Origin of the sequence: Sulfitobacter sabulilitoris (assembly GCF_005887615.1) — a bacterium.
GTDB classification, from domain to species: domain Bacteria; phylum Pseudomonadota; class Alphaproteobacteria; order Rhodobacterales; family Rhodobacteraceae; genus Sulfitobacter_E; species Sulfitobacter_E sabulilitoris.
Window position 1 is genome coordinate 427,862 of the sequence record NZ_VANS01000002.1, and the last position, 19,734, is coordinate 447,595.

General features: G+C 62.2%; 14 protein-coding genes and 1 tRNA gene. 7 read left to right on the forward strand and 8 right to left on the reverse strand.

Features of this window, described 5'->3' with window-relative positions; translation table 11 throughout:
- Positions 1-11: 11 nt before the first annotated feature.
- The 4 genes from pcaF to wecB (FDT80_RS10425) all read right to left on the reverse strand — a co-directional run bounded on the left by pcaF (position 12) and on the right by wecB (FDT80_RS10425) (position 4,771).
- Positions 12-1,214 carry a 3-oxoadipyl-CoA thiolase gene (pcaF, locus tag FDT80_RS10410; RefSeq protein ID WP_138662214.1) on the reverse strand — a complete coding sequence of 401 codons (1,203 nt, stop codon included), beginning with the start codon at positions 1,212-1,214 and terminating at the stop codon, positions 12-14.
- Positions 1,215-1,328: 114 nt separating this feature from the next.
- Positions 1,329-2,093 carry a hypothetical protein gene (locus tag FDT80_RS10415; protein WP_138662215.1) on the reverse strand — a complete coding sequence of 255 codons (765 nt, stop codon included), beginning with the start codon at positions 2,091-2,093 and terminating at the stop codon, positions 1,329-1,331.
- 224 nt (positions 2,094-2,317) lie between these two features.
- Positions 2,318-3,574, reverse strand: a complete 1,257-nt coding sequence (wecC, locus tag FDT80_RS10420) for a UDP-N-acetyl-D-mannosamine dehydrogenase (protein ID WP_138662216.1) — start codon at positions 3,572-3,574, stop codon at positions 2,318-2,320.
- Between the two features lie 51 nt (positions 3,575-3,625).
- Entirely contained in the window at positions 3,626-4,771 is a 1,146-nt protein-coding gene (gene wecB / locus FDT80_RS10425) for a non-hydrolyzing UDP-N-acetylglucosamine 2-epimerase (RefSeq protein WP_342777646.1), read from the reverse strand.
- 373 nt (positions 4,772-5,144) lie between these two features.
- Between wecB (FDT80_RS10425) and glmM the strand changes: the two genes are divergently transcribed.
- Positions 5,145-6,485: a phosphoglucosamine mutase gene (gene glmM / locus FDT80_RS10430; RefSeq protein ID WP_138662218.1), complete on the forward strand. Its 1,341-nt coding sequence runs from the start codon at positions 5,145-5,147 to the stop codon at positions 6,483-6,485.
- Positions 6,486-6,545: 60 nt separating this feature from the next.
- Here glmM and wecB (FDT80_RS10435) read toward each other — a convergent pair whose 3' ends face one another.
- The 3 genes from wecB (FDT80_RS10435) to FDT80_RS10445 all read right to left on the reverse strand — a co-directional run bounded on the left by wecB (FDT80_RS10435) (position 6,546) and on the right by FDT80_RS10445 (position 9,766).
- The gene (gene wecB, locus FDT80_RS10435) at positions 6,546-7,640 is read right to left on the reverse strand and encodes a non-hydrolyzing UDP-N-acetylglucosamine 2-epimerase (RefSeq protein ID WP_138662219.1); all 1,095 of its coding nucleotides are present in this window, start codon (positions 7,638-7,640) and stop codon (positions 6,546-6,548) included.
- Between the two features lie 269 nt (positions 7,641-7,909).
- Positions 7,910-8,947 (reverse strand): NAD-dependent epimerase/dehydratase family protein, encoded by a 1,038-nt coding sequence (locus FDT80_RS10440; RefSeq protein ID WP_138662220.1) that lies wholly within the window; start codon positions 8,945-8,947, stop codon positions 7,910-7,912.
- Positions 8,948-9,680: 733 nt separating this feature from the next.
- A tRNA-Leu gene (locus FDT80_RS10445) sits at positions 9,681-9,766 on the reverse strand.
- 286 nt (positions 9,767-10,052) lie between these two features.
- Here FDT80_RS10445 and FDT80_RS10450 point away from each other — a divergent pair.
- Positions 10,053-11,036, forward strand: coding sequence for a complex I NDUFA9 subunit family protein (locus tag FDT80_RS10450; protein ID WP_138662221.1), 984 nt, complete (start codon positions 10,053-10,055; stop codon positions 11,034-11,036).
- Positions 11,037-11,039: 3 nt separating this feature from the next.
- Here FDT80_RS10450 and FDT80_RS10455 read toward each other — a convergent pair whose 3' ends face one another.
- Positions 11,040-11,846 carry an undecaprenyl-diphosphate phosphatase gene (locus tag FDT80_RS10455; RefSeq protein WP_138662222.1) on the reverse strand — a complete coding sequence of 269 codons (807 nt, stop codon included), beginning with the start codon at positions 11,844-11,846 and terminating at the stop codon, positions 11,040-11,042.
- A gap of 228 nt (positions 11,847-12,074) precedes the next feature.
- Between FDT80_RS10455 and FDT80_RS10460 the strand changes: the two genes are divergently transcribed.
- From FDT80_RS10460 to gltB, 5 genes are all read left to right on the forward strand, one after another.
- Positions 12,075-13,511, forward strand: a complete 1,437-nt coding sequence (locus FDT80_RS10460; protein WP_138662223.1) for an NAD(P)-dependent oxidoreductase — start codon at positions 12,075-12,077, stop codon at positions 13,509-13,511.
- 97 nt (positions 13,512-13,608) lie between these two features.
- Positions 13,609-14,274 carry a hypothetical protein gene (locus FDT80_RS10465; RefSeq protein ID WP_138662224.1) on the forward strand — a complete coding sequence of 222 codons (666 nt, stop codon included), beginning with the start codon at positions 13,609-13,611 and terminating at the stop codon, positions 14,272-14,274.
- Positions 14,267-14,701, forward strand: coding sequence for a GFA family protein (locus tag FDT80_RS10470; RefSeq protein WP_138662225.1), 435 nt, complete (start codon positions 14,267-14,269; stop codon positions 14,699-14,701). Before FDT80_RS10465 ends, FDT80_RS10470 begins: the two co-directional genes overlap by 8 nt.
- Positions 14,698-15,129, forward strand: a complete 432-nt coding sequence (locus FDT80_RS10475) for a GFA family protein (protein WP_138662226.1) — start codon at positions 14,698-14,700, stop codon at positions 15,127-15,129. Before FDT80_RS10470 ends, FDT80_RS10475 begins: the two co-directional genes overlap by 4 nt.
- Positions 15,129-19,661, forward strand: a complete 4,533-nt coding sequence (gene gltB, locus FDT80_RS10480) for a glutamate synthase large subunit (RefSeq protein WP_138662227.1) — start codon at positions 15,129-15,131, stop codon at positions 19,659-19,661. The genes FDT80_RS10475 and gltB overlap by 1 nt, the downstream gene beginning before the upstream one ends.
- The last annotated feature ends 73 nt before the right edge of the window (positions 19,662-19,734 follow it).

Sequence of the window (19,734 nt, forward strand, 5' to 3'; positions counted from 1 at the left end):
CAGGGTCTCCTTCACACACGTTCCAGAATGAGGGCGACGCCTTGCCCGACGCCGACGCACATCGTGCACAGCGCATAGCGACCGCCGGTGCGCTTGAGCTGGTAGGCCGCCGACATGACCAGACGCGCCCCCGACATGCCCAAGGGGTGCCCGATCGCGATGGCGCCGCCGTTGGCATTAACATGGGGGGCATCGTCGGCCACGCCAAGGGCGCGCAGCGTGGCAAGCCCCTGACTGGCGAATGCCTCGTTCAGTTCGATCACGTCCATCTGGTCGATAGTCAGTCCGGCGCGGGCAAGAACCTTTTCGCTGGCCGGGATGGGGCCGATGCCCATGACGCGCGGGGCAACGCCCGCCGCCGACATGGCGACCACGCGGGCCATCGGTGTCAGGCCGTGTTGCTTGGCGGCGTCCTCGGTGGCGATCAGCATCGCGGCGGCGCCGTCGTTCACGCCAGACGCGTTGCCGGCCGTCACGGTCAGATCGGGTCCGTTGATCGCGCGCAACTTGGCCAAGGCCGCTGGCGACGTGTCGGGGCGGGGGTGTTCGTCGGTGTCCACGATGACCGGATCGCCGCGGCGCTGCGGGATGGTGACGGGGGTGATTTCCTCGGCAAAGACACCGGCCTTGTGCGCGGCATCCCAGCGCTGCTGACTGCGCAACGCGAAAGCATCCTGATCCGCGCGGCTGACCTTGTGGTCTTCGGCGACGTTATCGGCGGTTTCCGGCATCGAATCGACGCCGTAGTCCGCCTTCATCCGCGGGTTCACGAACCGCCAGCCGATGGTGGTGTCATAGACCGCGTTCGCGCGGCCGAAGGCCGTTTCGGATTTCGGCATCACAAAGGGCGCACGGCTCATGCTTTCGACGCCACCTGCAATCGCGATGTCCATGTCGCCCGCGCGGATGGCCCGCGCGGCCGAGCCGACCGCATCCATGCCGGAGGCGCAAAGGCGGTTGATCGTGGCACCCGGCACATCCGTGGGCAGCCCCGCCAGCAGGGACGCCATACGCGCCACGTTGCGGTTGTCTTCGCCGGCCTGGTTGGCGCAGCCCATGATCACATCGTCGATACGCGACCAATCGACGTCGGGATTGCGCGCCATCAGGGCGGCAATCGGCACGGCGGCCAGATCGTCGGCGCGAACAGTGGACAGAGCGCCGCCATAGCGCCCGATTGGCGTTCGCTGCGCATCACAGATAAAAGCTTGCATTTCGTTCTCCCATTTGCGGGAAAACTAGCTCATTCTGATCGGCAGATCAACGTAAATGTTACCGTTTTTAGGATTGGCGCGAAAATCCGTAACACATCTGCGCCGGGGCGGTGGTCAATTGTGCTGCGCGGTGTCATCAACGGCATATTCGTACAGCGCCCTCAGGGTGTTTTCGCCGATCCCCTCAAGACCCTCGACCGTTGGCGAGGTTTCGTTGATCAAAGCGCCTGCGGGCGCGTATTTGCTATTCATCTTGGTCTTTTTGATCACATCCTTGATATCATATACCGCACGTTGAACGGTGCGGCAAATGCTGTTCAGCTTGGCGACACGCTGTGTGTTCTCGTCGGTGAACATGCCGCCTTGGGTCGCCCCTTCGAAGACGGTGATCAGGTTTTGCAATTGCAGGTCCGCGATCGAGGAAAAGTACTGGATATCGTCAAACGCCGCCGGGTTGGATGGCTGCACCGACTGATGCGTCACCAACAAAGATGTGCCGATGACCCGGTCCCGTCCGCCGGGCATCGCGATATGTTGCAGCGATGTGTCCCAGTTCTGCGGACCCTTTCCCATGCTCAGCGTTTCGCGGTAACGCAGATCGGCGCGCGCATCCGCACAGGCGGCATATCTCCGGTTCACCTCCAATGCCTCTTCCGCTGACAAAAGTTGACCGAGTGTTTTCCCCCTAAGGTCGGAACACCGGAAGCCGGACGCTTTCTCATGGGCCTTGTTGATGCACAGAAGGGAAAATTCCGCATCTGACGCTGGGCGTTCGGCGGCAAACATCGGCACCGAAAAATGGTCGAATAACTGCGCCAGATCACTGGGAGAATCAGTGTCGAACATGAGGCCTCCAAAAACTGTTGACGGAATGTGCACTCAAAACTCTTACGATTTTCTTGCCAGGCTTCCGAAAACCCGAGCAAAAATCGCCAAAAATTCGAGGTAAAGGCGCTGCTTCTCGACTTCAGGGCGTCGATCCTCCCAAGGCGAAGGAACACGCACGCGTGCCGGGCCTTGCGCAAAACGCGGCGTATCGGTTGAACTGGATCCGCGCTGCGCCTTGCGGTTGCGACATCTGTTTGGGACGCCGCCCAATCCGGTCAAAGCCCGACCACATCCACCAATGTGACGCCGTCCGGCAAGCGGTCTCGCAGCCCGGCAAAGACCGTATGCCTGACCAGAACACAGACCACATCGGCCTGTTCAAGCGCCTGATCCAGAGGGGTCAGGACCACGGGTTTTCCGTCGAAACCGGCGGGCAGGGCGGTGATATGCGGCTCCACCGCGAGCACTTGACAGCCAAGATCGCCGAACCCCCGAACGATCTGCACCGCGGGGCTTTCGCGCAGATCGTCGATATCGGGTTTGAAGGCAAGGCCCAGGCAGGCCACCTTGATATCCGACATCGACCGCGATGGCGCGCCCGACAGCACATCCAGTATCGCGTCGCGGCCTTTCTTCAGCACCCATTCCGGCTTGTCGTCGTTGCGCAGGCGTGCGGCACGGATCAGCTTGGCCTCGTCCGGGGCGGACGCCACGATGAACCACGGATCGACCGCGATGCAATGTCCGCCCACGCCCGCACCGGGTTGCAGGATGTTGACGCGCGGATGCCGGTTGGCCAGCGAAATCAGTTCCCAGACGTCGATGCCGACCTTGTCGCAGATGATGGACAATTCGTTGGCAAAGGCGATCTGCACATCCCGGCTGCTGTTTTCCGTCAGCTTGCACATCTCGGCGGTGCGCGCATCGGTCACGACGCAATCGCCGCGTACCACCTGCTTGTACATCGCCACGGCCATTTCGCTGGCGCGTGCGCTCATGCCGCCGATGATGCGGTCATTGTCCACAAGTTCACGCACCACGCGACCGGGCAGCACCCGTTCAGGGCAATGGGCGACCTGTACGTCCGCTTCGTCGCCTGCGTCCTGCGGAAAGCTCAGATCGGGGCGGGCCTCGGCCAGCCAGCCAGCCAGTTGTTCGGTGGCGCCGATGGGCGAGGTGCTCTCCAGTATGACCAGATTGCCGGCCTCGAGAACGGGTGCGATCATGGCACACGCGGATTGGATAAAGCTCAGGTCGGGCTCGTGCGCCGTCTTGAAGGGCGTCGGCACGGCGATGATGAACGCTTCGGCCGGTTCCGGTGTCAGGGTGGCGCGCAGCATGCCGCCGGCCACCGCCTTGTGCACGATCCCGTCCAGTTCGGGTTCGACCATCGGAACCTTGCCGGCATTGATCGTGTCGACCACGTGGGGGTCAATGTCCACACCGATCACGTTGGTGCCATAGGCCGCGAAAACCGCCGCCGTCGGCAGGCCGATATATCCCAGCCCGATCATCGAAATTCGTTCAAACATCCAAAGACTGTCCTTGCATCGGTGTCATGGTTTGCACCCGCGTGCCCCGGGTCAGGACGCACGCAGCGCGGCGGCAATCCGCTCTGCCGCGCGCCCGTCGCCGTAGGGGTTTGTCGCATGGGCCATTTCGGCATGGGCCTCGGCATCGCGCAACAGCAGCAGTGCCGCGTCACGGATCGTGGCGGTGTCGGTCCCGACCAGCCGCACCGTCCCTGCCGCCACGGCCTCGGGGCGTTCGGTTGTGTCGCGCATGACCAGCACCGGCTTGCCAAGGCTGGGGGCTTCTTCCTGAACGCCGCCGCTGTCGGTGATGATCATATGGGCATGGCGCATCAGCCACACAAAGGGCAGGTAATCCTGCGGCGGCACAAGATGTACATTCGCGGCATCGCCCAAAATGCGGTTCACCGGCCCCTGTACATTGGGATTGAGGTGCACTGGGTACACGATCTGCACGCCGGGTTCCCGGCTGATCTCCTTGAGCGCCTTGCAGATGTCTTCGAAGCCGCGGCCGAAATTCTCGCGGCGGTGGCCGGTGACCAGGACCATGCGCTTGTCGGCGTCAAGAAAAGGAAAGAGCGACCGCATCTTTGCATCCAGCGCCGGATCGGCATCGAGCCGCGCAACGACTTGATGCAAGGCGTCGATCACGGTATTGCCCGTGACGACGATCTTGTCGTCGTCCACGTTCTCGGCCAGCAGGTTGGTCCGTGCCGTTTGCGTCGGCGCGAAATGGTGCTGGGCGACACGCCCGACGATCATCCGGTTCATTTCCTCCGGCCAGGGCGCATTGATATTGCCGGTGCGCAGCCCCGCCTCGACATGACCCACGGTGACCTTTGCATAGAACGCGGCAAGCGACGCGGCCATGGTCGTGGTCGTGTCGCCGTGCACCAAAAGCCTGTCGTAGCCGGCGTCCATGAGAATATCGCGCAGCGCCAGAAGGATATTGGTGGTGATGTCGGTCAGGTCCTGCCCGGCCTTCATGATGTTCAGATCGAAATCGGGCACGATATCAAAGAGCGTCAGGACCTGATCGAGCATTTCACGGTGCTGCGCTGTCACGCAGACATGGGTGACAATGCCCGGCGTGTCCTTCAGGCGCTGCACGACAGGCGCCATTTTGATCGCTTCCGGGCGTGTCCCGAAGACAACAAGAATTTTCAATGCAGCGACCTTCCACAGCCTGTCCGGCAAGATGTAGCCGTGGTTACGGATTTGAGATGCAATTGCAAATCAAAAGCTTCGCAGGTGTCGCCGGGTGCGCGCCTGGCGGCATGCGGCAGGTCGCTTGCGAATTCGCTTTGGCGCCCTGCAGACCGGCGACGTCTTCCACCGGGGTAGGTCTTTGGCGGTCTGCCGGATCTGCCGTGGACTTTGGGCCTTGCGATGGCGCGATACCGTCGGTGCGGAAGATGATCTGACGGTGTCCTGCGTCGCCGCGGGCAAGGGCCGATCACGGGATGCCGCCCGGGGATCACGCGGTCACTGGTGGCAGCGGGCGGCGGACGTATGATACGACTTGCACCCTGAACGTCCGATTCTTGGCGATGTGATCTGGAGACCGTAAATGGCGCGTAGAATATTTGGAACTGACGGCGTGCGCGGGCGGGCCAATGTCGCGCCGATGACGGCGCCGAACATCGTTCGTCTGGCCACGGCGGTCGGCAAATACTTCAGCAAGGATGACAAGCGTCACCGCGTTGTGATCGGCAAGGACACGCGCCGCTCGGGATACATGCTCGAAAACGCGCTGACGGCCGGTTTTACCGCCGCGGGCATGGACGTCTTTGCCTTGGGGCCGCTGCCGACGCCCGCGGTCGGGCGCCTGACCAATTCAATGCGCGCGGACCTGGGTGTCATGATCTCGGCGTCGCACAACCCCTATTACGACAACGGTATCAAGTTCTTTGGCCCCGACGGCTACAAACTGTCGGATGCGGTCGAGGAAGAGATCGAAGCCATGATGGAAGCCCCGGAATTGTCCGTGGACAGCGAATTGATCGGTCGGGTGACGCGCCTGAACGATTCCAGCGGGCGCTATGTCGAATACGCCAAGACGACGATGCCGCCCCGGTTGCGCCTGCGCGGTCTAAAGGTCGTGCTGGATTGCGCCAATGGTGCCGCGTACAAGGCCGCGCCCGAGGTCCTGTGGGAGCTGGGCGCCGAGGTTGTCGCGGTTGGCGTCTCGCCCAACGGGTACAATATCAACGAGGGCTGCGGATCGACCAGCCCGGCATTGGCCGCAAAGACAGTTCTGGAAACCGGCGCCGACGTGGGCATCTGCCTGGATGGGGATGCCGACCGGATCGTGATCATTGACGAGAACGGCATCGTTGCCGACGGCGATCAGTTCATGGCGCTTTTGGCGACGCGCTGGGCGAGCGAGGGGCGGCTGAACCACAACACGCTGGTGGCGACCGTCATGTCCAACCTCGGGCTGGAACGGTATCTGGCCGCGCAGGGTGTCACGCTGAAGCGGACGTCGGTGGGCGACCGATATGTGGTCGAGGAAATGCGCGCCGGGGGGTTCAATATGGGTGGCGAACAATCGGGCCATATCGTGATGACCGATTTCTCGACCACGGGCGACGGGCTTGTCGCCGGCCTGCAGTTTCTGGCGATGCTCAAGGAAAGCGGCGAAGCGGCCAGCAAGCTGGTGCGCTGTTTCGACCCTGTGCCGCAGATGCTGGAAAACGTTCGCTACACGGATGGGACGGCGCCGTTGGAACAGGCCGCGGTGCAGGATGCAATCGCCGGCGGAACGCGGCGGCTGGGCGATGGTGGCCGGTTGCTGATCCGCAAGTCCGGGACCGAAGCGTTGATCCGTGTGATGGGCGAAAGCGAGGACGCGGACCTTTTGCGTGCCGTCATCGAAGACATATCGGGCGCGATCCGAAAGGTCGGCTGACGCGCACCGCCCCGGGCATGGCGCCCGATCGAAACTGCCTTGCCTGCGACCGCGCGCGGATCACGACAGCGGATGAAGCCGCAACGCGCTGGCCACGCGTTCGGACGTCAATCCGTCCCAAAGCGGAATATCGCGGATGATCGTGTGCGGGCGCCCGGTTACCTTTGCGATGATAGGTGCGTAATCCGCGTCACTGATCAGGTGGTTCGACCCGCATTCCACCGTCTGCGGCCGCTCGGTATTGTTGCGGAAGGTAAAGCAGTGCCGTTTCAGAAACGCGGCTTCTTCCTGAACGCCGCCTGAATCGGTCACGACGCATTGCGACAGGCCGATCAGGTGTATGAAATCGATATAGGCGATGGGATCGCAAATATGCAGGTCGGGCCGGTCGAAAAACGCGGCCCCCCGACCATGTGTTTCGATGGATTGGCGGGTGCGCGGATGCATCGGAAAAAGCACGGGATGATGCGATGTCAACTGACCCAGCATCGCCGCCAGCCGGTCAAGGGCATCGGGTGCATCGACATTTGCAGGCCGGTGAAACGTGCACAAAATGAACCGTTCCAGCCCGGATTCCGCAAGCACCTGCGGGTGATATGACGGATCGTGGATGGACCGGAGCGTGTCGATCATGATGTTGCCGACGAAATGCACCGTTTCGATCGACCGGCCCTCGCCATAGACCAGGTTGTCCCACGCCGCCTTGGAAGGTGTCAGATGAAGGTCCGCGATCGAATCGATAAGTACGCGGTTCAATTCTTCCGGCATGGACGCATCGAAGGATCGCAGGCCCGCTTCGAGATGCGCAACGGCAATGCCCGCACGTTTGGTCGCGATCGTCGCCGCCAGAGACGCATCCACGTCGCCGGGAACGACGACAATGTCGGGTTTTTCCTCTGACAGGTATTCGGCGAAGGTCTCGGCCAGAACGCCGAGACGATGCATGGGCGAGCGCGTGTCCTCGACAAGAATTTCCTTGTCGAACGACGCAATCCCGAGCGAGGCCGCGATTTCCGTCGTCATGGGCCCGGGCGGGTGCTGCGCAAGATAGACCAGCTTCACGTCGCACCAATCCTGATCCTTCAGGCACAGATATAGCGGCGCTATCTTGATGAAATTCGGACGTGTCGCCGCCACGAGCAAGATTTTTCTCATTGTGGTCTCTCCTGTTCGGGCCGCCCGGTCATCGCGCGCCACTGGTACAAAAAACGAGGTCCAGGCGCGTCTTTGGACCTTCCTAGCGGAAAAAGGCACCCCCGCCCAGAGAGCTGCAAGACCTGCCCGCCAAGGGGATCGCTGCGGCTATGTCAAAGGCGTCGTCGCGCCCCTTCCTCGGGGGCTCGACGCGCCATCAGACAGTGATTTACCCAATGTGCTGTCAATGCTGTCAGTGCCGGCAAGTAAGTTCGACCGAATTTTTCGGATCAGCGCCCGGTGTCGTAATATGCGCGATACCAGGAGACAAAGCGCGCTATGCCGTCTTGGATATCGACCCGTGGCGCATAGCCGGTGAGGCGCTGCAGCAGCGTGATGTCGGCCCATGTCGCGGGCACGTCGCCCGGTTGGATCGGCATCAGGTTGCGGGTAGCGCGGTGGCCCGTGGCGGTCTCGATCGCCTCGATGAAATCCAGCAGGGGCACGGCTTTTCCATTGCCGATATTGACCACCCGGTAAGGTGCGACCGGCGACAGGCTGTCCCCGGCCAAAGACCCGACGGTCAGGGCCGGGCGCTGTGGCGGAGTGTCGGCCAGCAGACGAATACCGGTCACGAGGTCATCGACATAAGTGAAATCGCGGCGCATTTCGCCGTTGTTGTAGACGTCGATCGATGCACCGTTCAGGATCGCGCGGGTGAACTTGAAGGGCGCCATGTCAGGCCGCCCCCAGGGGCCGTAGACGGTAAAGAACCGAAAGACCGTCGTCGGCAGATCATAAAGATGGGCATAGGAATGCGCCATCGCCTCGCCTGCCTTCTTGGTCGCGGCATAGAACGACATGGGCGTATCGGCGGCGTCGGTTTCGCGGTAGGGCATGGCGGTATTGGCGCCGTAGACCGACGAACTGGACGCCAGCAGGATATGTGACGGCGGGTGAGCGCGTGCCGCCTCGAGCAGCGCAAACGTTCCGGTGATATTGCTGTCGAGGTACAACTGCGGCGTGTCGATCGACTGGCGCACCCCGGCTTGCGCGGCAAGGTGCACAACCACGTCAAACCGGTTTGCGGCAAACAGGCCTCGCAGGGCGCCGGGGGCCTCCAGGCGCGTTTCGACAAAGCGAAACGCCGGGTGATCGGCGATTTGCGCCAGCCGGGCCTGCTTCAGCGTCACGTCGTAATATTCGGTCATCGCATCCAGGCCGACCACCTGAAACCCATCCTCCAGCAACCGCTGGACGACGTGAAATCCGATGAAACCCGCCGCCCCGGTGACAAGCGCGGTGCGGGATGCGGTAGGGTTTGTCACGGTATCTCATCCTTGCGTTCGGGGCCCGGGGGGCTGGGCCCGCGGCATTGGGGCCGGTCATGGACAAAATTGGCCCGAGGGGCAAGCGTGACCGACAGGCGAAGTCGGGATGGGCCGCGCGGATCCGCGCTCTTGATGCCATGCGCCCGGAGCAGCGCAATCGAAGCCGAGGCCAGCCCGGTGTTGCGTCGGGATGCCCAAGCCCAAGTCTCTCCGCGTTCCGCGTTCCGCGTTCCGCGTTCCGCGTTCCGCGTTCCGCGTTCCGCGTTCCGTGCTCCAGCATGAAGCATCAACGCTCCAGCCTCGAGAAGCACAGGTTTCGGCTTTGGAGTGTCATACATCGTTTCGACGAGGCGAGGTGTCAAAGGCTCGCGGCGGACTTTCGGGGCAGACAACGGTGCCGGGTGGACGCCGCGCCTGGCGAAGATGTCACCCATGGCGCAGCCGCAGAATATGCTTACCCGGCAAAGAAGCACCTTGAGACCTCAGGACCAACCAGTAGCCATCAAGTTGGTCAGCAGCTTTTCATGCTCTGGCGTCAGCCACCCTTGCGGAGCTTTTGCCCAGAGAGAAGGCGACCCGCGGCCAGGAACAGTGGTGGTGGGGTTCTTTTGGGATGCAACGACTTGGGTCGTAAAGCTCGTCATTCACGACCGTGACCGTGGGTGACATGGTCTCCGGCCCCTAGCTCAAGTTGAAAGCTGGGGTCATACCAATGTGTTATCCGAAAATTTGGTGCCCAGGAGAGGACTCGAACCTCCACACCCTTGCGAGTACTAGCACCTGAAGCTAGCGCGTCTACCATTCCGCCACCTGGGCCAGTGTCGTGAGGCCTGCACTTAAGGGGATCGCGTGGTGGTGTCAAACGGTATTTGACGCCTTTTCGCCGGTTTTTGAATGGCTCCGCGCGCAGTGTGGCGGATGGCCTGATCGGGCCGGGCGCCTGCGCTTTTCAGGGGCTCTTGCCGCGGCCTTTTCACACCTGCCAACGGGTGTCCGGGATCACGTACAGCCATGACCGGCAGTGCCTTGCGTGCTTTTGCGCCTTGTTTCATGGTGTGCCCACAGGTACATCCGGACTGAAAGACAGAGTTGAGAGGCGCAGATGGCAAAGCTGGTCACGATCTACGGCGGTTCGGGGTTCGTCGGGCGATACATCGCCCGGCGCATGGCCAAGCAGGGGTGGCGCGTGCGGGTGGCTGTGAGGCGACCGAACGAGGCCATTTTCGTGAAGCCTTACGGTGTCGTCGGTCAGGTGGAGCCGGTGTTCTGCAATATCCGCGACGATGCGTCGGTCGCACAGGTGATGCAGGGGGCCGATGCGGTCGTCAATTGCGTGGGTATTCTGGCGGAAAGCGGCAAGAACAGCTTTGATGCAATCCAGGCGGACGGTGCGGCGCGTATCGCGCGTATCGCTGCGCAACAGGGTGTGGCAAGGATGGTCCAGATTTCCGCGATCGGCGCGGATCCGGACTCCGGTAGCGACTATGCCCGCACCAAGGCCGAAGGCGAAAAAGCCGTGCTCGAGCATATGCCGAATGCCGTCATTCTTCGCCCGTCGATCGTATTCGGCCCCGAGGACCAGTTCTTTAACCGGTTCGCGGGAATGACGCGGCTTAGCCCGATTTTGCCCGTGGTCGGCGCGAAGACCCGGTTTCAGCCGGTGTATGTCGATGACGTGGCCCGCGCTGCCGAAGCGGCCCTGACGCGGAACGACGTGACTGGCGTTTTCGAACTTGGCGGGCCGGATGTCGAAACGTTCCGCGAGCTGATGCAGCGCATGCTGGGGGTGATCCACCGTCGCCGGATGATCGTCGGCATTCCGTTTTTCGCAGCAAAGATCATGGCCTTTTTCCTGGATCTGCTGCAGTCGGTGACATTCGGGCTGTTTACCAACGGCATGATCACCCGCGATCAGGTGCGCAACCTTGCACATGACAACGTGGTGGCCGACGGCGCCAAAGGGTTCGCGGAACTGGGAATCGAGCCGGTGTCGATGGGGTCGGTGCTGCCGGAGTATCTTTGGCCGTTCCGCCCGTCGGGCCAGTACGACGCGATCAAGGAATCGGCCAAGAACCTGCGGACCTGATCCTCAGGGAGTGTAGGCGATCCACAACAGGATCAGTCCAAGGATCACCCGGTAGATCACGTAGGGTGTGAAGCTGACGCTGCGCAGCAGACGCATCATGATGGCCAGCGCCGCAAAGGCTGCCACAAAGGCAAAGGCGGCCGCGATCAGCCCGGCGCGGGCCAGCGCCCAATCGGCATCCCCCACGACATCCGCCCCCAGCAGAACGCCAGAGGCGATGATCGTGGGGATCGACATCAGCATGGACAGCGACGCGGCGCTTTGCCGGTCATACCCCAGGGCGCGAGCGGCCGTGATCGTAATGCCCGACCGCGATGTACCGGGGATCAGCGCGACAGCCTGCGCGACACCCATCCAGACAGCATGCTTCATCGTCCATTGATCGTCTCTGCGGTGCGTGGTGCCGGTCTTGTCGGCCCAGTACAGCACCAGCCCAAAGATCAGCATGGCCCAGCCGATCACCGCCACCGAGCGCAAAGCCTCGTCCAGACCGCTGAGCTTGAGCGCGAGGCCCGCCAGAATCACCGGGATCGTCGCGATCAGCAGGCAAAGCGCGAGAAAGGCGCCGGGCGTGTCCACGCGCCCGCGCGCAAGGCGAAGCGTGCCCGCGACCGCGAGCGCCACCTGCACGCGGAAGTAGAGGATGACCGCGAACAGCGTGCCGACATGCACGGCCACGTCGATGGCGAGGCCCTGATCCGCGTTCCCCGACAAGGCGGGCAATAGAATCAAATGCGCCGACGAGGAGATCGGCAGGAATTCGGTCAGGCCCTGAATCGCTGCAATAACAAAGAGGTAGAAAATACTCATACTGGTGGCTGCCCCAATGTTATAGTTCTTGTGAGTGGTATAAGCGATTGCCCGGAAATCAAAATTCTAATAATTAGTCCCGATACGGACCTAAAATAGCTCAAGAATCATTGCGTACTTGTTCCTTTTGGCCAATTTATCTTTAAATAGGTCAATACTGCTGCCTTTTATTGGTGCGGAAACTCGCGTAAAGGCACCGGACCGGCGTTTGAAAAAGGGATATCTGCAGTGGCTGATCAACCTATGTTGAAATTTGTAAGTATCGGGCGTGACATGCCTCAGAAGCGTGATGCCTCCGTGCGCCGCGAGGATTTCCACGAGATTTATGCCGAATACGCCGAAGCCAAGGCCAAGGAGCAGTCGAGCCGGTGCAGCCAGTGCGGCGTGCCCTACTGCCAGAGCCACTGTCCGCTGCACAACAATATCCCCGACTGGCTGCGCCTGACGGCCGAGGGGCGTTTGCAAGAAGCCTATGAAGTCAGCCAGGCGACCAATACCTTTCCCGAAATCTGTGGTCGCATCTGCCCGCAGGACCGCCTGTGCGAAGGCAACTGCGTGATCGAGCAGTCGGGTCACGGCACGGTCACGATCGGCGCGGTCGAAAAATATATCACCGACACGGCATGGGACAAAGGCTGGGTCCTGCCAATCAGCCCCACGCAGGAACGTGCCGAATCCGTGGGCATCATCGGCGCGGGCCCCGGCGGGCTGGCGGCGGCGGATGTACTGCGGCGCGCCGGCGTGCAGGTCACGGTCTATGACCGGTACGACCGTGCAGGCGGGTTGCTGACCTACGGCATTCCCGGCTTCAAGCTGGAAAAAGACGTCGTCATGCGGCGCAACGAACAGCTTGAACAAGGCGGCGTCACCTTCAAGCTTCATACGAATGTGGGCGAAGACGTCAGCTTTGCCGATCTGCGCGCGCAGCACGACGCGGTGATCATCGCCACGGGTGTCTACAAGACCCGTGAGATCGAAGCGCCCGGCGTGGGCGCAACGGGCCTGGTGCGCGCGATTGATTTTCTGACCGCAAGCAACCGCAAGAGCTTTGGCGATGCAATCCCGGAATTCGACAGCGGCGAGTTGAACGCCGAAGGCAAGCGCGTGGTCGTGATCGGTGGCGGAGATACCGCGATGGACTGCGTGCGCACGTCGATCCGGCAGGGCGCGACATCGGTCAAGTGCCTGTATCGGCGGGACCGTGCCAATATGCCTGGCAGCCAGCGCGAAGTGCAGAACGCGGAAGAAGAAGGTGTTATCTTTGAATGGTTGAGCGCGCCCAAGGGCTTTGCCGGTGATCCCGTAACTGGCGTCATGGTGCAGAAGATGCGTCTTGGCGCGCCCGACGTGACCGGTCGGCAAGCCCCCGAGCTGATTGAGGGCGCCGACTATGTCGAGGACGCCGATCTTGTCATCATGGCGCTCGGGTTCGAGCCGGAGGCGCTTCCGACATTGTGGGACGAGCCAGATCTGCCGGTCACGCGCTGGGGCACCATCAAGACCGAATTCACCACGGGCGCCACCGATGTGCCGGGCGTCTACGCGGTAGGCGACATCGTACGCGGTGCGTCGTTGGTGGTCTGGGCGATCAAGGACGGCCGCGATTGCGCCGAGGCGATCCTGGCCACGTTCGACGCCGAGGCAGGGGCGATTGCAGCAGAATAACGGGCGATATCCACGGGGCGCGGCGCCGGATCGACCAAAGTTTCCGGCACCACGACCGCAGGGTCATTTGCCCCGAAAGCCACGAAGGGAGGCCAAGATGAAAACGACAATGACGGCTTTGGCCTTTGGCCTTTTGGCGAGTGGGGCGTCCGCGGACGACCAGATGGTTCTGCCGGCGGGATGTACCGCGATTGCGACGGTTCAAAAGTCCCAGTGCCATGCAACGACGGTGCTGGACTGCGGAGACCGCAAGGAGGCTCACACGTTTCAGGACGGTGGTTACCGCGTGATTCATGTGTACAAACCGGATTGGGAAATGACCGAATTCCGCTTTGCCGAGATGGGCGGCGCGCGGATGACCGCCGTCCCGGACACCGGATCGAATATCCGGCTCTCCGAATTGCTGGAAACCGGATCCTCCGAGGAGGACGGGGTTTTCTTGCTGAACACCGGCGTGATCCGCGATCGCAAATACACATTGGAAGGCCGTGTCGAACTGACGGGCGAGGACGTGGATATTGGCGGTGCGACCTTCAAGAAGGGACGGATTTACCGGACCTTTGCCCTCAAGCCCGGCGCGGGCGGGCTGGAATTCGAAGTCGATCTTTACGTGTCGCCCGAACGGGACCTGATGTTCGAGGCAAGCTGGCAGCGTAGTATTTTCGGCAACAACCTTGAGACCTTTGACCAGGCGCCCGTCAGCATTGCCTGGCCGGGCGACGCCGGGTTCATGGCGACACGGCCGGAGGTCGGTTGTGAGTGATGCGCGGACGGTTCATGGCCGATGCCTGTGCGGCGCGGTGACGGTGAGTGTGCAGGTGGACAACCCGATCCTGCGCGCCTGCCATTGCGATATGTGCCGCCGCCACACCAGCGGCATGTTCATTTCGCTGGCGACCGTGCCGGGGACGGGCGCGGTCACAGGCCCCGCGCAGAGCTTCCGATCCTCGGACTGGGCCGAGCGGGGGTTTTGCGGCACCTGCGGGTCGACGCTGTGGTATGGCGCCATTCAGGAAGGTGCGCGCAACTTCGCGGCGGGCCTGTTCGAAAATGCCGCTGACGCGCCGCTGAAGCTGGAGTTTTTCGCTGACAAGTGCCCCCAGGGGTATGCGCTTGCGGGGGCACACCGGAAGATGACGGGCGAAGAGGCGATTGCGATGTTCGCCGGCGGGTCTGGGGGTGACGCATGACAGAGGCGAAACTGACAGGCCGATGCCTGTGTGGCGCGGTGACGGTGACCGTTGCGGGCAAGCATGATCCGCGCACGGGTGCCTGCCACTGCCGCATGTGCCAGCGGTGGTCCGGCGGGCTTTTCCTGTGTTTCGAGGCGGAGGCCGACGCCGTTGCCGTCGAGGGTGAGGTGGCGTGTTATGCATCCTCCTCTTTTTCCGAGCGCGCGTTCTGCCCGCGCTGCGGGTCGCATCTTTGGATGCGCGATACGGACCAGCCGGATGCGTCATATGACTTGATGCCCGGCCTTTTCGATGCCGCGCGCGACTGGCCGCTGCGGTCGGAGATCTATGTGGATAGTGCCATGGTCGCACTGGCCGGGGATCACCCCCGCGCCACAGGTGCGGATTATGAAGCACGCAACAAATTTGTCGAAGGAGACGCGTGATGACCAAGTATGACGATGCATGGGTGGCCCGCGAGGAAGCCAAGCGGGCCTACGTGGCCGAAAATGGTCTCTATTCCGCGGAGGAGGAACATTCCTCGTGCGGTGTCGGGTTGGTCGTGTCGATCGACGGGTCGCGCAGCCGCGGCGTGGTCGAAAACGGGATCAAGGCGCTCAAGGCGATCTGGCACCGTGGCGCCGTGGATGCGGATGGAAAGACCGGCGATGGCGCCGGCATCCATGTGCAGATCCCGGTGCCGTTCTTTTATGATCAGATCGAACGCACCGGCCATAGCCCGAAGATGGATGAGCTGATCGCCGTGGGTCAGGTGTTCTTGCCGCGCACGAATTTCGCGGCGCAGGAAACCTGCCGAACGATCGTGGAAACCGAAGTGCTGCGCATGGGCTATTACATCTATGGGTGGCGTCATGTGCCGGTCGATATTTCGGTGTTGGGCGAAAAGGCGAACGCGACCCGCCCCGAGATCGAACAGATCCTGATCTCGAACTCCAAGGGTGTGGACGAGGAAACATTCGAGCGGGAACTTTACGTGATCCGCCGCCGCATCGAAAAGGCCGCGCTGGCCGCGCAGGTTCCCTCGCTTTACATCGCATCGCTGAGTTGCCGGTCCATCATCTACAAGGGCATGATGCTGGCCCAGGACGTGGCGGAATTTTATCCCGATCTCAAGGACGAGCGGTTCGAGAGCGCGTTTGCGATCTATCACCAGCGGTATTCGACCAACACCTTTCCGCAGTGGTGGCTGGCACAACCCTTCCGCATGCTGGCGCACAACGGCGAGATCAACACGCTCAAGGGCAATCTCAACTGGATGAAGAGCCATGAAATTCGCATGGCGTCGGGCACGTTCGGCGAGATGGCGGAAGACATCAAGCCCATCGTCGCCTCCGGATCCAGCGATAGTGCCGCATTGGATGCGGTGTTCGAGGTGCTGGTGCGGGCGGGGCGCAACGCGCCGATGGCCAAGACCATGCTGGTGCCCGAAACCTGGTCCAAGCAGGCGGTCGAGTTGCCGCAGGCATGGCGCGATATGTACTCCTATTGCAACAGCGTGATGGAGCCGTGGGACGGGCCCGCCGCCCTTGCCATGACCGACGGGCGTTGGGTCTGTGCCGGGTTGGACAGGAACGGGCTGCGTCCGATGCGCTATGTGGTGACCAACGACCGCATGCTGATCGCCGGGTCCGAGGCAGGGATGGTCCCGCTGAACGAATCGCATGTGATCGAGAAAGGTGCGCTTGGTCCGGGCCAGATCCTGGCCGTGGACATGGCCGAGGGCAAACTGTTCCACGACACCGAGATCAAGGACAAGCTGGCGGGCAGCCAGCCCTTTGGCGACTGGGTCGAAAAGATCAATGATCTGGATGAGGGCCTCCAGGGGGCGTCGGAAAAGCCGCTGTTCCGGGGAGAAGAGCTGCGCCGCCGCCAGATCGCGGCCGGATATTCCATCGAGGAGTTGGAGCAGATCCTTGCGCCGATGGCCGAGGATGGAAAGGAAACGCTGGCCAGCATGGGCGACGATACCCCTTCGGCGGTCCTGTCGGGACAGTATCGGCCCCTGAGCCACTTTTTCCGCCAGAACTTCAGCCAGGTGACGAACCCGCCCATCGACAGCCTGCGTGAATTCCGTGTGATGAGCCTCAAGACGCGGTTTGGCAACCTCAAGAACGTGCTTGATGAAGACAGCAGCCAGACCGAGATCATCACGCTCGACAGCCCGTTCATCGGAAATGCCCAGTTCGATGAGTTGGCACGGCACTTCGATGCCGATCTTGTCACGGTGGACTGCACGTTCGAGCCGGGGGACGGCGCGTTGAGCGCCGGGCTCAAACGCATCCGTGACGAGGCGGAGGACGCGGTGCGATCCGGGGCCGGGCACTTGGTGCTGACCGATCAGCGCAGCAGTGCCGACCGCGTCGGGATGCCGATGATCCTTGCCACCAGCGCGGTGCACAGCCACCTGATCCGGAAAGGCCTGCGCACGTTCACCTCGCTGAACGTGCGATCGGCGGAATGTGTCGATGCGCATTATTTCGCGGTGCTCATCGGCTGCGGCGCGACCACGGTGAACGCCTATCTTGCCGAGGACAGCCTTGCCGACCGAATTGATCGTGGGCTGCTCGATGTGTCTCTGACACAGGCGATTGCCCGCTATCGTACCGCGATTGATCAGGGTCTGCTCAAGATCATGGCAAAGATGGGGATCAGTGTGATCTCGTCCTATCGCGGCGGCCTGAATTTCGAGGCCGTGGGTCTGAGCCGTGCGATGTGCGCCGAATACTTCCCCGGCATGACCAGCCGGATCAGCGGTATCGGTGTCATGGGAATTCAGCGCAAGGTACAGGAAGTGCACGCCAAGGGTTGGGCCGGTCCGTCGACCGTGCTTCCGATCGGCGGTTTCTACAAGGCGCGCAAATCCGGCGAGACGCATGCCTGGGAAGCCAGCAGCATGCATATGCTGCAAATGGCGTGCAACAGAGCCTCCTACGAGATGTGGAAGCAGTATTCCGCCAAGATGCAGAGCAACCCGCCCATTCATCTGCGCGACCTGCTGGACATCAAGCCGCTGGGCAAGCCGGTGGCGCTGGAGGAGGTGGAAAGCATTACCTCGATCCGCAAGCGGTTCGTGACACCCGGCATGAGCCTTGGGGCGTTGAGCCCGGAGGCACACAAGACGCTGAACGTGGCGATGAACCGCATCGGCGCGAAGTCCGACAGCGGCGAAGGCGGCGAAGATCCGGCGCATTTCGTGCCGGAGCCGAATGGCGACAACCCCAGCGCCAAGATCAAGCAGGTGGCGTCGGGCCGCTTTGGTGTGACGGCGGAATACCTGAATCAATGCGAAGAGCTTGAGATCAAGGTCGCGCAGGGTGCCAAGCCCGGCGAAGGCGGCCAGTTGCCCGGTATGAAGGTCACCGACCTGATCGCGCGGCTGCGTCACTCGACCAAGGGCGTCACCTTGATCAGCCCGCCGCCGCATCACGACATCTATTCGATCGAGGATCTGGCGCAGCTGATCTACGACCTCAAGCAGATCAATCCGCGCTGCAAGGTCACGGTCAAATTGGTGGCAAGTTCGGGCGTTGGAACCATCGCCGCCGGTGTGGCCAAAGCCAAGGCGGACATCATCCTGATTTCGGGTCACAACGGCGGCACCGGCGCATCACCTGCGACGTCGATCAAATACGCCGGGCTTCCGTGGGAAATGGGCCTGACCGAAGCGCATCAGGTTCTGGCGATGAACAACCTGCGCGAACGCGTGACGCTCCGCACCGATGGCGGGCTGCGGACAGGCCGCGACATTGTCATGGCGGCGATGATGGGTGCCGAGGAATACGGTATCGGCACCGCGGCGCTGATCGCCATGGGGTGCATCATGGTGCGCCAATGCCAGTCGAACACCTGCCCCGTGGGCGTGTGTACGCAGGATGAAGCGTTGCGCGACAAATTCACAGGAACGGCGGAAAAGGTGGTGAACCTGATCACCTTCTACGCGACCGAGGTGCGCGAGATACTGGCAAGCATCGGCGCCAGGTCGTTGGACGATGTCATCGGACGCGCCGATCTGCTGACGCAGGTCAGCCGCGGCTCGGCGCATCTGGACGATCTGGATTTGAACCCGCTGCTGATCACCGTCGATGGGGCATCCGAAATCCGGTACGATCGGTCCAAGCCGCGCAATGCGGTGCTGGATACGCTGGACGCGGAGATCGTGCGCGATGCGGAACGTTTCCTGAAAGACGGCGAGAAGATGCAGCTGAGCTATGCGGTGCAGAACACGCACCGCACCGTGGGCACCCGCACCAGCAGCCATATCGTCGGCAAGTTCGGGATGCGCAACCAGTTGCAGCCCGATCACCTGACGGTCAAGCTGACAGGCTCGGCCGGACAGTCGCTGGGGGCCTTCGCGGCGCCGGGGCTCAAGCTGGAAGTATCGGGCGATGCCAACGACTATGTCGGCAAGGGGTTGTCGGGCGGTACGATCGTCGTGCGCCCGCCAATGGCCAGCCCGATCGAAGCGTCCAAGAACACCATCATCGGCAACACCGTTCTGTACGGGGCGACGGCCGGGCATCTTTTCGCGGCCGGTCGCGCGGGCGAGCGATTCGCGGTGCGCAACTCCGGTGCCTCGGTGGTGATCGAGGGCTGCGGATCGAACGGGTGCGAATACATGACCGGCGGCGTGGCCGTGATCTTGGGGGAAATCGGCGCGAACTTCGGCGCGGGCATGACGGGTGGCATGGCTTATCTGTATGACCCCGACGGCAAGTCGCAGCCGTTGATGAATCTGGAAACGCTGGTGATCTGCCCGGTCACCGTCGACCATTGGGAGCAACAGCTCAAGACCTTGGTGGAGCGGCATCTCGCGGAAACCGGCAGCCGCAAGGCCGCTGATATTCTGCAACATTGGGACGCTGAAAAGGGGAACTTCCTGCAGGTCTGTCCCAAGGAGATGTTGGTGCATATCCCGCACCCCCTAAGCCTGGAGAAAACGGCGGTTCCTGCGGAATAGGGCCTGTATCAGACATAAATCGGGGCAGTTCGATCACCGAACTGCCCCGTGTGTGCCGGACGTCCAAAAACCC